Below are 12785 nucleotides of genomic sequence, written 5' to 3'. Positions count from 1 at the left end.
ACCCGGGACAACTCACGGGTGGCGCCACCGGCCGTTTCGGCTGCCGTGCCGGACGGCCCGGTTCGGCTGCCGTGCCGGACGGCCCGGCTCAGCGCAGCCACTGGTCCTTGTCGGCGGGCCGGTACAGCGTCACGGCACGGGTCAGCTTGTCGAGCACCAGCCGGGGCGCCGCGGCGCTGGTCACCTCTCCGTCGTAGGAGAACCGCGGGTCGCCGTGCTGCACGTCGAGCCGCAGGCTGCGGACCTGGGCCGTGGTGAGCACGCGGCTGTTGTGCAGGGTGCCGGTCAGGACGGCGATCAGCAGGCGGGTGCGGGCGAAGGGCGTGCCGCCGTCGACGGCACGGACGTCCAGCAGCCCGTCGTCGAGCTGCGTCCGGTACGTCGGCGCGAAACCGGCCGGGTGGTAGAGGCCGTTGCCGGCGAACAGGAGCCACAGCTTCTTGGGGCTGCCGTTGACCGAGACGCTCACCGGACTGCCCGTGGTGAGGACCTTGGCGAGCCCGACCACCAACGCCGGCCACTTACCGATCCGCTTCTCCAGCAGTTCCCGGGCGCTGACGAGATCCGAGTAGACGCCCAGGCTGAAGGTGTTGACGAAGATCTGTTCCGGTCCGCCCGGGGTCCTGGCCCGCCCGAGGTCGGCGACGACCGCGTCGCCGTCCTGCACGGCGCGGGCGACGTCCTCGACGGACTGGTTGCCGAGGTCCACGGCGAAGTGGTTGAAGGTGCCGCCCGGGAACACCGCGAGGGGCACGCCGAACCGGGCCGCCGCCTCGGTCGCGGCGTTGACCGTGCCGTCCCCGCCGCAGGCGCCGAGCGCACCTCCCTGTTCCTTCGCGCGCCGGGCGGCCTGGTCCAGCAGCTCGGGCAGGGGCTGCCCCTGCTGCGGGAGCAGGATCTCGGCCTTCGGCAGCAGGGAGCGCAAGTGCTCCGCCACGTCGGGCGTCTCGGCGTTCCGGGACAGACCCGAGGAGGGGTTGACCACGATGTGCAGCCCCGCGCCCTCGGGCAGGGCCGGGGCGGGCCTGCGCGGCGGTGCGGCCGCGGCGGCCGCGTCCGGCTTCACCGGCCACCAGCGCGCGGTCAGCGCCGCGGCGCCGACGCCGATCGCGACACCCACGGCCACGTCGCCCGGGTGCCGGACGCGGGACCGTATGCGGGCCATGGTCAGCGCGACGGCGCCGGGGACGACGAGCAGGCCGTAGCGGGGTGCTTCGAGGACGACGCCGGCGGCGAACGCGGCGGCGGAGGCCGCGTGTCCGGCCGCCTCCAGCGGCTGCACCTTCCGCGCCGCCGGCCGGGCGAGGGCGCGGGTCGCCGTGGAGGCGATGGCGACGGTGCCGATGCCGCGCAGTGCCGCGCGGCGCGCCGTCCGGTCCCCGGAGGCGCCGAGGGCCGCGGCCGCCGCGCCCCACAGCAGCCCGCCCGCCGCGACGCGCCGCCAGCCGGGCGCGCCCGTGCTCCGCAGGCCGGCCCGCATCACCGTCCGGACGGCCGGGAGGCCGCGGATCCCGCCGCCCGTTCGCAGTCCGGCCCTGCTTCTCGCCATGGTCGGCCCCACCCTCGCGTCTAGACTGTGGATCTCCTGGCCGGCAAGACGTGCCGCCCCACTCATCGTGCCCCGAGTCGCCGGGTTCATGGACCTGTCGTTCCCGCCGTGACGTCGCACACGTCGCACGGGGCGCGTCCGTCACCCCAACTTCCGTTCCGGCAAAGCCGAGGGCCTGAAATACCGCAAGCGGGGCACCCGACCGGGACGTGTCATCGACACTGAGAGGTGAAGGAGCCCGCCCCGCGAGCTCCGCGTATGTGGTCAATCCACTGGAAATCCCCCCGAGTCCCCGTGCTCCGGCGGACCGTGCCGAGGCGGACGCCGCCTGGTACGCCGCCCCCTGCCCCGTCCTGGTCGCCGCATCGGACGGCGCCGTACGCGAGGTGAACCGGGCCGCCGCGGCCCTGTTCCCCGGTGCCGCGCCCGGCGTCCGGCTCGGCGACGTGACCCCCGCCTGGTTCGCCGGCGCCCACCGGCTGCTGACCGGCCCCGGAGCCGAACCGGGCCCGGAGCGGCCGGACGCCGCGACCGCGCACGGGCCCGTCGGCGAGCGCAGCTTCGCGGCGCACCCCGTCCCGCGCGGCGACGGAGTTGTCGTGTGGTGGTTCCTCGACGACACGGCATACCGCCTGGCCGACGCGCAGTTGCGGACGGAGCGGCAGCGCACCGCCTTCCTCGTGGAGGCGTCCACCCGCCTGCTGTCCTCCCTCAATCTCTCCCGCGTCATGGAGGTGACGGCCCAACTGGCCGCGGAGCACCTCGCCGACGCGGCTCTCGTCGTCGCCCCCGCCGCGGGCCGCCGCCATCCCGTCACCCACTGCACGCGCGGCGGCACCCCGGTCCGCGCGGGCTCCGCGGGGCGGCCGGCCGACGTCCCCGGTCTGGCGGAGGCCCTCCAGGGATTCCCGCCCGTGCCCTCCCGCTGGATCGACCCGGCGGCCTCCCCGGACTGGGTGGTGCCGCCCGGCTTCGGCGAGGTCGGTTCCATGGTGGTCACGCCGCTGCCGGGACACGGGGTGCCCGCGGGTGCGCTCATCCTGCTGCGCAGGTCCGGGCAGGCCTCGTTCGACGAGAGCGAGGAACTGTTCGCCCGGCTGCTCGCGGCACGTGCCGGAGCCGCGCTGTCGGCGGCCCGGATGTACGCCGAGCAGGCGGCCATCACCGAGACGCTGATGCGCGAACTCCTGCCGCCCACGCTGCCGGCGGTCGCGGGCGTCGAGTTCGCGGCGGGATACCGCCCGTCCGGGGAGAGCGAGCGGATCGGCGGCGACTTCTACGACGTGCACCCTGCCTCCGGGTCGGGCGAGGAGTCCCTGGTCGTCCTGGGTGACGTGTGCGGCAAGGGCCTTGAGGCCGCGGTGCTGACGGGCAAGATCCGCAACTCGCTCCACGCGCTGCTGCCGCTGGCCGACGACCACACCCGCATGCTGACGCTGCTCAACGGCGCCCTGCTCACCTCGCACCACGCGCGGTTCGCCACGCTGGTGCTGTGCTCCGTCCTGCGCCAGGGACGGGACGTGCGGCTGCGGCTGTCCAGCGCGGGACATCCCTCCCCGCTCATCGTGCGCCGTGACGGGCAGGTCGAGGAGGCGCGCACCCGCGGCACCCTGATCGGCGCGCTGCCCGCGGTGACCGTGCGGTCCGCGACGGTGAGCCTCGCACCGGGCGAGCTGTGCCTCCTCTACACCGACGGGATCACCGAGGCGCGGGGCGGCCCGCTCGGGGACGAGGTGTTCGGCGAGGAGCGGCTGCGGAACGCGCTGGCCGAGTGCGCCGGCATGCCCGCGGAGGCCGTCGTGGAACGGGTGCAGATGCTGGCGTCCGCCTGGGTCGGCGGCGGCGCCCACGACGACATGGCCGTGGTCGCGGTCGGCGCCCCGCGCGGCCGCCACCTGAGCGCGGTGGACGGTCACGGGTCCGGCGGGTCCGCCGGATGACGGAGCCGTACACCGCCCGCCGGTCCGGCGGGCGCGGACAGCCCTGGGCCGACGCGCTGCGGACCGCCGCGCTGGCGGGCGACGAACCCGCCGCCCTCGACGTCGTGCACGCGGCCCTGGGCTCGGGCATGACGGCCGAGGCGTTCCTCGTCGAGGTCGTCGCCACCGTCCAGCGGCAGGTCGGCGAGGCGTGGGCGGCCGACCGGATACCGGTGGCCCGGGAGCACGCCGCGACCGCCGTGGACGACCGGGTCGTCACCGCGGTCGCCCGGCATCCGGCGGCGCGCCGCGCGGTGCCCCGGCGCGGCCGGATCACCGTGGCCTGCGTCGACGGCGAATGGCACGCCCTGCCCGCCCGGCTCCTCGCCGAGGTGCTGCGGCTGCGGGGCTGGCGGGTGGACTGGCTGGGCGCCCGGGTCCCGGCTCCGGAGCTGATACGGCACCTGCACCGCACGGGTCCCGACGCCGTGGCGCTCTCCGGCTCGCTCACGACCCGGCTGCCGACGGCGCACGCCACGATCACCGCCTGCCAGACCGCCTCCGTGCCCGTGCTGGCCGGCGGGGCGGCGTTCGGCGCGGACGGCCGGTACGCACGTCTGCTGGGCGCCGACGCCTGGGCCGCGGACGCCCGCGGCGCGGCGGACGCGCTGACCGGCGGACCGCCCCGCGCTCCGGCCGTGCCGCAGGAACCGCTCGTGCGCCTGCCCCATCTCGCCGACCAGGAGTACACCCTGGTCGCCCGGTCGGCGCCGCAACTGGTGAAGGCGGTACTGGCCGGCCTGACGGAACGGCTCCCGCGCCGGGGCCGGCCCACGGCCGAGGACGTCGCCCAGCTCGTCGACTTCCTCGCCGCCGGCCTCTACACGGACGACGCCGATCTCGTCACCGGTTTCACGACGTGGACCGCCGGCGTCCTCGCCGCCCGCGACGTGCCGGGGCGGACGTTACGGCTCGCCCTGGACCTGCTGTGCGCGCAGCTGCGTGACTTCCCCCGGGCCACCGGCCTGGTGAACGAGGCCCGCGACGCCGTGCCGCACAGCCCCACGCCCCCTGTCCCCCGCCCCGGAAAGCCCGGTATGAACCCTCAGCCACCGTCGCCGCCGCCCGCCGTCACGCCGTCCGCGGGCGATTCGCGCAGCCTGCGCATGGGGCTCGGCGGCGCCCTCGACCGCGACAGCGCCGACCTGCTCGTGACGGCCGCCGCGCGGCAGCTCGCCGATCACCCCGGGACCACCGAACTGCGTCTGGACTGCGCCGCCATCACGTCCTGCGACGCGATGGGGCTGTCCGCGCTGCTGATGATCCGCCGGCTGGCCGGGGAGGCCGGCGCGCGGATCCGGCTGGAGGGTGGGAGCGTCTGCCTGGACCGGCTGCTGGAGGTCACCGGGACGCGGGAACACCTGGTCGCGGCCCCGTTGCCCGGTACGCCGGGCGGGAGCGGGCCCGGGCACCAGGGGTGAACGCCGGGCCGGTCAGTTGGTCTTGGGCAGCTTGACCACGGTCACGAAGAAGTCGTCGATCTGCCGGACGGCCGCGATGAACTGGTCGAGGTCGACCGGCTTGGTCACGTAGGCGTTGGCGTGCAGCCGGTAGCTGCGCAGGATGTCCTCCTCGGCGGAGGACGTGGTCAGGACGACGACCGGGATGAGCGCCAGCTCGTCGTCCGACTTGATGCGCTCCAGGACCTGACGCCCGTCGTACTTCGGCAGGTTGAGGTCGAGCAGGATCAGGTCGGGCCGCGGCGCGTCCGCGTACTGGTTCTGGCGGTAGAGGAAGTCGAGGGCCTCCTCGCCGTCCCGCACCACGTGCAGGGTGTTGCGGATCTTGTTGTCCTCGAAGGCCTCACGGGTCATCAGCTCGTCGCCGGGGTCGTCCTCGACGAGCAGGACCTGGATGGGTTCCACGGGGGAGGTCACGTGCGCGCTCCTTCGTATGGACGCGGGGCCTCGGCCCGTTCGGGGGACCCCGGCTGCGTCGCGGGCAGGGTGAAGCACACGCGCGTGCCCTCACCGGCGGTGCCGTCCAGGCTGATGCCGCCTCCGTGATGCTCGACGATCTTCCGGCACAGAGCAAGTCCGATGCCCGTTCCGTCGTACTCGTCACGGCCGTGCAGGCGCTGGAAGATGACGAAGACCTTCTCCCGGAACTCCGGTTCGATGCCGATGCCGTTGTCCCTCACGCAGAGCCGCCACCGGTCGTCCTCCTCGGCCTCGCAGCTGACGACGACCTCGGGCGTCCGCTCTGGGTGGCGGAACTTCACCGCGTTGCCCAGGAGGTTCTGCCACAGCATCGTGAGGGTGGTGGGGTCTCCGGTGACCGTGGGCAGCGGCCCCTCGCGCACCACGCGGGCGCCGGTCTCCTCCAGGGACACGCTGAGGTTGGCGAGCGCCCGGTCCAGTACGTCGTCCAGGGCGACGGCGGCGTGCTCCTCGCCGACCCGGCCGACCCGGGAGAAGGTGAGCAGGTCGTTGATGAGCACCTGCATCCGCTTGGCGCCGTCCACGGCGAAGTCGATGTACTGCTTGGCCCGGTCGTCCAGCTGGTCCCCGTAGCGCTTCTCCAGGAGCTGGCAGAAGGACGCGACCTTGCGCAGCGGTTCCTGGAGGTCGTGGGAGGCGACGTAGGCGAACTGCTCCAGTTCGGCGTTGGAGCGCTTCAGTTCGAGTGTCTGGGCGTCGAGTTCCACCGCCTGTTCCTTCAGCAGGATCTCGCGGCCCCGGGACTCGGAGAGTTCGTCGACGATGCGCCGGCGCATCTCCTCGACCGCCCGGGCGACCGCCTCCAGGTCGCGCGGCCCCTCCAGCCGGATCCGGTGCGCGAAGTCTCCGCCGCCGACCTCCACCGAGGCCGCTTCGAGGGCCCGCAGCGGGCGCCCGACGATCCGGCGCAGCAGCAGCATCAGTGCGACACCGCTCGCCAGGAACGCCGCGAGCACTCCGACGAAGAAGTACGTGCGGAGCCGACGGCCGTCCTCGGCGGAGGCGCGGGTGGCGTCGCGCAGCTCCCGGATGTCCTTCTCCAGCGTCGCCAGCAGGGTCCGCGTCTCGTCGAACCTGGCCTTGCTCGCCTCCAGGCCGGGGATGTTCTCCCGTCCTCCGGAGGCGCGGGCCGCCGCGATGAGCGGTCGCGCGTGGTCGCGGCGCCAGGACTCGCCGGCCTGCTGGACCTCGCGCAGATCGGTGGCGATGCGGGGGTGACCGCCGAGTTCCCCGACGAGGAGGTCGTGCAGCTTCTCCTCCTCCCGCTTCCCGGACTCGTACGGCTCCAGGAAGGCGGGGTCCCTGCTCAGCACGAAGCCGCGCACGCCCGTCTCCTGGTCCACCAGCGACGTCTCCAGCTGGAAGGCGGCGGACCGCGCGGGCTGGATGTGGTCGCTGAGCAGGTCGGTGCGGTCGTCCGCACGGGCCTGGAGGATGCCGCCCGACACCGCGAAGACGACGACCAGCAGCACGTTCACCGCCAGGACGACGAGGATCCAGCCCTGGACGCTCAGTCGTGCGACGACGCCGGACCTCTCGCCGGTACCGCCGCCCGCGGCGCCGTCGGACCGGGAGGTCCGCTCCGCACCGGTCATGAGGCGCCGTCCGTCGCCAGGTGCAGGACGGCCACGTCGTCGGCGAGGCCTCCGTGGGCGGCGGTCAGCTCCGCGACCTCGTCGACCACGGCGTCGACGAACGGCCGCCCGAGCAGGTCCGTGTGTTTCCTCGCCACTTCGAGCAGTCCTTCTTCTCCCAGTCGCCGGTCGGGTGCCACCACGCCCTCGAAGAGGCCGTCGGTGAACAGCGTCACGGCGCTGATGTCGTGTGCGGGCAGTTCCGTCTCCGGCCAGCGGGCGCGGTCCGGGATGAGTCCGAGCGCGGGGCCGGGGGGCGGCTCGAACAGATCGAGGCCCGCCGGGGTCCTTATCAGGAGCCCGGGATGACCGGCCCGGATCACCCGCAGCCTGCTGCGGTCCCGGTCGAGCCGGAGGATGGTGAGCGTGGCGAAGATGTAGTCGTCGGCGCGCTCGGCGCCGAGGATCTCCTCCAGGAGGCGGACCTGGTCCGTGCCGACGCATCCGGAGAGCACGGCGGTCCGCCAGGCCACGCGCAGGCAGACGCCGAGGGCGGCCTCGGCGGCGCCGTGGCCGGAGACGTCGCCGATAACCGCGTGCACGGCTCCGTCGGCGCTCTCCACGACGTCGAAGAAGTCGCCGCCGAGCAGGGCGTGGTCACGGCCGGGGCTGTAGCGGGAGGCCACCTCGCAGCCGCCCCCGCGCAGCAGGGGCGTGGGCAGCAGTCCGCGCTCCAGGCGCGCGTTCTCCCGGGCGAGCAGCCGGCTCGCCTGGAGTTCGGCGCTGGACCGCTCCACCTGCTTGCGCTGCAGGGCGTAGCGGACCGCGCGGCTCAACGTCTCGGGTGCCAGGCCGTCCTTGGAGAGGAAGTCCTGCGCGCCCTCGGCGACCGCGGCGAGGCCCGCCTCGTTCTCGGCCACTCCGGTGAGCACCACGACGGCCGCGTCGGGCGACGCGTCGCGGACGAGCCGGACGGCGCTCAGTCCGTGGGTGTCCGGCAGGTGCAGGTCGAGCAGGACGCACACGGAGTGCCGGGTGCGCCTGAGGAAACTCCGGGCCTCGGCCAGGGACTTGCACCAGGTGACGTCCATCGGCAGCCCGCTGTCCGCGAGGACCTCGCGCACCAGCAGGGCGTCTCCGGCGTCGTCCTCGACGAGGAGGAGCGCGGGAGCCGCGTCCAGTTCCCACAGCGGGTCTGAGCTCCCGAGGCGGGGCATGACACCGCGTTCACTGATCCCAAGCGGGCGATCTGCCACGCTCATCCCCTCGAATCACCTGCGCCGGCCGTCGACTCCCGGGAGCCTACTGCGGCGCGCCGGACGGCCTCACGGGCGGTCCGGTGCGCAAGGCGCCCGTCGTTCGTCGCCGCGCCTCTTCGAGGCCGTTCTTCCACCGCGGGAGTCCGGTTCAAGGGCGCAGGTCGAGCACGGCTCTGACGCACTTGCCGACGGGGACACGGCCGACCGTGACCTCGGTGGCGAGCGCGTGGACGATCTCCAGCCCGTGCCGGCCGACCCGCTGGGGGTCCCGCGGGAAGCGGCGGGGCAGAGTGACGCTGCTGTCGTAGACGGTGATGGCGACCGAGGAGTCGGTGCCTTCGAGTTCCAGGATGTACGGACCCTGGCTGTGCCGGTCCGCGTTGGTGACGAGTTCACTCACCATCAGCAGGAGGTCGCCGCCGACCTGCGGGGCGATCTCGGCGCACCACTCCGACCGGAGCTGCTCCAGGAACAGTTCGGCGAAGGCCCGCGCTTCGGCGATGCACCCCGGCTCGCCCGTGTAGTGCGCCGTCCGCCGAAGCGGTTCCACGGGCACGTCGAAGCCAGTCGGTATCACTGCTCCGCCCAGGTGCTCGATCATGCGTGTCTCTCTCGGATGCCGGTGGGTCCACTCACTGCTGCAGAGTGCTCGTACCCCGAGTTCTCCTTCCCAGTCACCCCGATTTTCTCCGGGTTCTCCGGAGGGCCGCCACGGACCGGCGGTGAGCGGACCTGCAGGTTTCGTCACAGGATTCCCACATGGCGCCGGTGTCATCCCGGTACGACCGGGCAGGGCCCACAGTCGGAGAGCGTGAACGGTCACCGGGTGCGGTGCGACGACAGAGGTTCGGACAGATGGAAGGCCATACCCCCCGGATACGGGAGGACGTACTGCTTCGCGCCGCCGATCAGCTGTCGGCCGCGGCGGAGATCCTGGTGGCCGTGTCGGCGAGTACGGCGGCGGCGGTCGACAGCCGGCTCTCACCCTCGCTGCTGCGGGCGCTGACGCTGGTGGGCAACAGCCCGGGCCTGAGCCTCTCGGCGTTCGCCGACCGGGCCCGGGTCAGCCGCTCCCGGGCCAGCCGCGTGTGCGACAGCCTGGAAGGGGCCGGCCTGCTGACCCGATCGCTCATCTCGGAGGACCGTCGGGGCATCGCCCTGGACCTGACGCACCGCGGCCGCAGCGTCCTGGACACGGTGCGCGAGCAGCGTGCGGAGTGGATCAAGGACGCGCTGCTGCGGATGCCCGACGCCGATCTCCGGGCGCTGCTCGCCGGGTTGTGGTCGCTCGGCCCGTCCCTCTCCCTCGCGCGTACGGAGCCGGACCGGGGAGCGCCCTGAGCAGAGGGCTCAGCCCTGTCCGGGGTCGACCGCCTCCAGCGCCTCGGCCACCGTGCCGTACACGGACAGCGCCTCGGAGACGCCGGTGATCGTCAGCAGTCTGTCCATGTACGCGGAGAGCGCCGCCGGCCGCAGGCGCGTACCGAGGGCGCCGTAGCAGCGCAGGAGGATGTTGACCGTCGTCGAGTCCGCGAAGGTGACCTCGGACAGGTCGAGGACCACCGCCCCCGGCCGGGCCCGCGCCGCCGAGGTGATCGCTTCCTCCAGCTGCCCCGCGTTGTCCATGTCCACCTCCCCGCGGACGGCGATCACGGTCGATCCGCCGGCCTCGCGCACCGACAGCGACATGGCCGCCTGATCTGGACTCCGACCTGAATGCACGGCGATCCTTCGAGATGTCTGGGGACAGGGACGCCTGCGGGGCTGGGGGAGCCGCAGGGGACGGTGCCGTACGGCGCCGTCGTGGAGCAGTTGCCCGCCTACCGTATCCGGTCGTTGACCTTGGGCAACAATTGCCTGCCGTAACGATCCGGTAAGCCTCGGGCGGTCCGGGACCGCCGCCGTCCGGCCGGGTCGTCCTCCTCGGAGAAGGCGCCTTCCCCCGTGCCGACGGGGGCGCATCCTCCCGTCCGCCGGGGGCAGATGGACAGAGCCGGACCGGCCGACACCGTGCCGGGAGGCCTCAATGACCGGAGGTGGACGGTGGCCTGGTGGGTGTGGCTGGTCGTCGTTGTCGCGGCGCTGGCACTGCTGGCGGTGGCGGTGGTGTGGGTGCAGTCGAGCAGGCGGTCCGGGACCGTCATCGCGGTGCAGCGCGGACGCGGGTTCGGGAGGAGCGGCAGGAGGGGGGCGCGGTGAGCGAGCTGATGGCCGCGCGCGGCCTCACCAAGCGCCCGGTGGTCACGCTGGGCGGTGACGTGGTCGCGCAGATCAAGGACACCGTCTTCGACGGTCCGGCCGGCCGGGTGACCGGGTTCACGCTCAGCGGGCGGGGGCTGCTGGCGGGTCCGCTGAAGCAGAGCCTGCCCTGGAGCGCGGTGCACTCGCTGGGGCGGCACGCGGTGATGATCCGCGGTGCGGAGGTGCTGGCGGAGCCGGCCGCGGTGGTGGCCAAGGGCGAGGCGTCGCACGGCCGGGTGCTGGGGGCCAGGGTGCTCACGGACACGGGCTCGGAGGTCGGCACGGTGCTGGATGTCGTGGTGGAGGGCGGTGACAGCGGGCGCGTGGTGGGTTTCCGGATCGCCGCGCGGGAGTCGCTGGAGCCGGGCTCCAAGCGCCGTCGGCACAAGGTGTTCGTGCCCCGGGGCGAGACCCTCGCCGTGTCCGGGCAGGCGCTGGTGATCCCGGCCGACGCCACCCGGTTCGTCGCCGACGACCTCGCCGGTTTCGTGAGCCAGGTCGAGGCGTTCCACATCCGCGGCGGCGGCGCCCGGGCCGCCGCACCCGAGGAGCAGGTGCCCGGCGGGAGTCCGGACGGGTTCGAGAAGGGGACGGCTCCGTGATGATGTTCTCCCAGGCCCACGGGCTGCCGGTGGTGACACTCGGCGGCGCGGACGAGATCGGCGTGGTCGAGTCGCTGACCGTCGACGCCGCGTCCGGCACCGTCACCCACGCCCGTATCACGCCCGCGCGAGGACGCAAGGAGACGACGATCCCGTGGAACGCCTTCCACGCCTTCGGACCCGACGCCGTCCTCCTCAGGTCCGACCTTCTCCCCGACCCGGCGCCGGCACCTTCCCCGCCGCACCGTGACGCCCTGCGCGCCAGGGTCCTGACGGAGAGCGGCGACGAACGGGGCACCGTGCAGGACATCTCCTTCGACCCGGCCACCGGACGCGTCGAGAAGGTCTACACGGCCCTGGGCGAGATCCCCGGCGACCGGCTGCTCGGCCTCGGCGACTACGCCCTGGTCGTACGGACCGGCTGACCGCTTCCGGGCCGGGCGCCGCTCAGAGCACCCGGGGGAACGACTGGGGGCCGGACGACCCCGGGGCGCTGAAGGTGGAGGCCGACTCCGGCGCCGCGTCGGACGACGCGGAGTCCGGGGGCGGCTGCGGGGCCTCGGACGTCGGCGGTGACGGCGGCGAGGTCGGCGGCGACGAGGGTGCGGAGGGGGAGGAGGACGACGAGGACGACGAGTCGGGCGGCGCCGAGGCGCATCCCGACGGCGGGGTCACACCGTGCGGGGACACGCACGGCGACGCGGACCCGGAACTCGGGCCGGTCACCGACGGGGACGGCCGCTCGGGCGGCGGATCGGTCTTCTTGTCCTGCTTGCCGGTGTCGCCCTTCTCGCGGCGGAACCAGTCGTCGTGCTCCGGGTCGAAGAGGACGAAGACGTTGACGACCGTCGGCGCGGGGGTGACGACCACGATGTTCTGCGGGCGGTACGAGGGCCAGGAGTCACCGGTCGTCCTGGGGGCCGTCTTCTGCGGGACGGGCTCGGTCAGCGGGTTGCCGCACGCGCAGCGCACCCGCGGCAGACCCCGGTCGTCGACGAGCACGGCCGTACCGGCCTGGAGCACCGCCTGGTAGCTGGTGGCGGCACCCTTGCGGTAGCCGTGGTTGGTGACCCACGTGTCCATGCGCAGCTGGACCGGGGTGAGCGCGCGCAGGTAGGCGGGGACCTCCGACGGCCGGACTCCCGCGACCGACGCGAACGCCTTGTTCTTCGCCGGGACCGCCCCGAGCGCGGAGATCTGCTTCTCCACGTCGCAGCTGGCGACCTTGCGGGTGCCGCCGTAGAGGCCGGGCGCCGAACCGTCCACACCGCGCGGCGCGTTCGCGGACGCGGAGGTGCCGCTGGGCGGTGCGGGCGTCTCGGGGGTGGTGGAACTGTCCTTCGCCGTCGACTCCGTGTACGGGTCGGGTCCCGTCTTCGCGGCGGCCTGCAGGAAGACCTCGCCGCCCCCGGGGGCCGCCGAGCCGCCGGACGACCCGTCCGGACGGGTGAGGACGACGGCCAGGATCACCGCCGCCACGACCGCGGTGGCGATCACCGCCACGCGCGGGGCCGATCGCCACCAGGGCCGCTCCGGGCCGCCGCCCCTGCTCGCGCCGCCGGACGGGTGAGGGCCGGACGGACCGTCCGGTCCCCCCGGCCCGCCGCCTCCGTCGCCGCCGCCGGGGCCACCGGTTCCGCC

At 74.0% G+C, this 12785-nt stretch carries 13 protein-coding genes and 1 pseudogene; 7 read left to right on the top strand and 7 right to left on the bottom strand.

Annotated features, from left to right (window positions below):
- Positions 1 to 88: 88 nt before the first annotated feature.
- Positions 89 to 1549: a diacylglycerol/lipid kinase family protein gene (locus tag ACWGIS_RS34400; protein WP_453366424.1), complete on the bottom strand. Its 1461-nt coding sequence runs from the start codon at positions 1547 to 1549 to the stop codon at positions 89 to 91.
- A 278-nt stretch (positions 1550 to 1827) separates the two neighbouring features.
- Between ACWGIS_RS34400 and ACWGIS_RS34395 the strand changes: the two genes are divergently transcribed.
- The 3 genes and pseudogenes from ACWGIS_RS34395 to ACWGIS_RS34385 all read left to right on the top strand — a co-directional run bounded on the left by ACWGIS_RS34395 (position 1828) and on the right by ACWGIS_RS34385 (position 4949).
- The gene (locus ACWGIS_RS34395) at positions 1828 to 3489 is read left to right on the top strand and encodes a PP2C family protein-serine/threonine phosphatase (RefSeq protein WP_453366428.1); all 1662 of its coding nucleotides are present in this window, start codon (positions 1828 to 1830) and stop codon (positions 3487 to 3489) included.
- Positions 3486 to 4520: pseudogene (locus ACWGIS_RS34390) on the top strand (cobalamin B12-binding domain-containing protein); the annotation flags it as partial. The gene ACWGIS_RS34395 and the pseudogene ACWGIS_RS34390, both read left to right, overlap by 4 nt.
- A 45-nt stretch (positions 4521 to 4565) precedes the next feature.
- On the top strand, positions 4566 to 4949 hold the full coding sequence (locus tag ACWGIS_RS34385) for an STAS domain-containing protein (RefSeq protein WP_453366427.1): 384 nt from the start codon (positions 4566 to 4568) through the stop codon (positions 4947 to 4949).
- 12 nt (positions 4950 to 4961) lie between these two features.
- On the opposite strand, the gene ACWGIS_RS34380 is transcribed toward ACWGIS_RS34385, so the two are convergent.
- The 4 genes from ACWGIS_RS34380 to ACWGIS_RS34365 form a co-directional block, all read right to left on the bottom strand.
- Entirely contained in the window at positions 4962 to 5405 is a 444-nt protein-coding gene (locus tag ACWGIS_RS34380; protein ID WP_453366423.1) for a response regulator, read from the bottom strand.
- Positions 5402 to 7063 carry a sensor histidine kinase gene (locus ACWGIS_RS34375; RefSeq protein WP_453366422.1) on the bottom strand — a complete coding sequence of 554 codons (1662 nt, stop codon included), beginning with the start codon at positions 7061 to 7063 and terminating at the stop codon, positions 5402 to 5404. Before ACWGIS_RS34375 ends, ACWGIS_RS34380 begins: the two co-directional genes overlap by 4 nt.
- The gene (locus ACWGIS_RS34370; protein WP_453366421.1) at positions 7060 to 8259 is read right to left on the bottom strand and encodes a PP2C family protein-serine/threonine phosphatase; all 1200 of its coding nucleotides are present in this window, start codon (positions 8257 to 8259) and stop codon (positions 7060 to 7062) included. Before ACWGIS_RS34370 ends, ACWGIS_RS34375 begins: the two co-directional genes overlap by 4 nt.
- 190 nt (positions 8260 to 8449) lie before the next feature.
- Entirely contained in the window at positions 8450 to 8902 is a 453-nt protein-coding gene (locus ACWGIS_RS34365) for an ATP-binding protein (RefSeq protein WP_453366420.1), read from the bottom strand.
- 254 nt (positions 8903 to 9156) lie between these two features.
- On the opposite strand from ACWGIS_RS34365, the gene ACWGIS_RS34360 reads away from it, so the two are divergent.
- A complete protein-coding gene (locus ACWGIS_RS34360) occupies positions 9157 to 9642 on the top strand; it encodes a MarR family winged helix-turn-helix transcriptional regulator (RefSeq protein WP_453366419.1) in 486 nt (161 codons plus the stop codon).
- Positions 9643 to 9651: 9 nt separating this feature from the next.
- Here ACWGIS_RS34360 and ACWGIS_RS34355 read toward each other — a convergent pair whose 3' ends face one another.
- Entirely contained in the window at positions 9652 to 9990 is a 339-nt protein-coding gene (locus ACWGIS_RS34355; RefSeq protein WP_453366418.1) for an STAS domain-containing protein, read from the bottom strand.
- A gap of 354 nt (positions 9991 to 10344) precedes the next feature.
- On the opposite strand from ACWGIS_RS34355, the gene ACWGIS_RS34350 reads away from it, so the two are divergent.
- The 3 genes from ACWGIS_RS34350 to ACWGIS_RS34340 are packed head-to-tail and all read left to right on the top strand — an operon-like array spanning position 10345 to position 11569.
- A complete protein-coding gene (locus tag ACWGIS_RS34350; RefSeq protein WP_453366417.1) occupies positions 10345 to 10500 on the top strand; it encodes a hypothetical protein in 156 nt (51 codons plus the stop codon).
- Positions 10497 to 11144: a PRC-barrel domain-containing protein gene (locus tag ACWGIS_RS34345; RefSeq protein ID WP_453366416.1), complete on the top strand. Its 648-nt coding sequence runs from the start codon at positions 10497 to 10499 to the stop codon at positions 11142 to 11144. Before ACWGIS_RS34350 ends, ACWGIS_RS34345 begins: the two co-directional genes overlap by 4 nt.
- A complete protein-coding gene (locus ACWGIS_RS34340; protein ID WP_453366426.1) occupies positions 11144 to 11569 on the top strand; it encodes a PRC-barrel domain-containing protein in 426 nt (141 codons plus the stop codon). The genes ACWGIS_RS34345 and ACWGIS_RS34340 overlap by 1 nt, the downstream gene beginning before the upstream one ends.
- Positions 11570 to 11591: 22 nt before the next feature.
- On the opposite strand, the gene ACWGIS_RS34335 is transcribed toward ACWGIS_RS34340, so the two are convergent.
- The gene (locus ACWGIS_RS34335; protein WP_453366415.1) at positions 11592 to 12647 is read right to left on the bottom strand and encodes a DUF6777 domain-containing protein; all 1056 of its coding nucleotides are present in this window, start codon (positions 12645 to 12647) and stop codon (positions 11592 to 11594) included.
- Positions 12648 to 12785 lie beyond the last annotated feature (138 nt).

The sequence above is a fragment of the Streptomyces sp. NPDC054842 genome (assembly GCF_053611025.1).
Note: the sequence above shows the minus strand (reverse complement) of the source record. Positions and strands in the feature narration are given on the sequence as shown.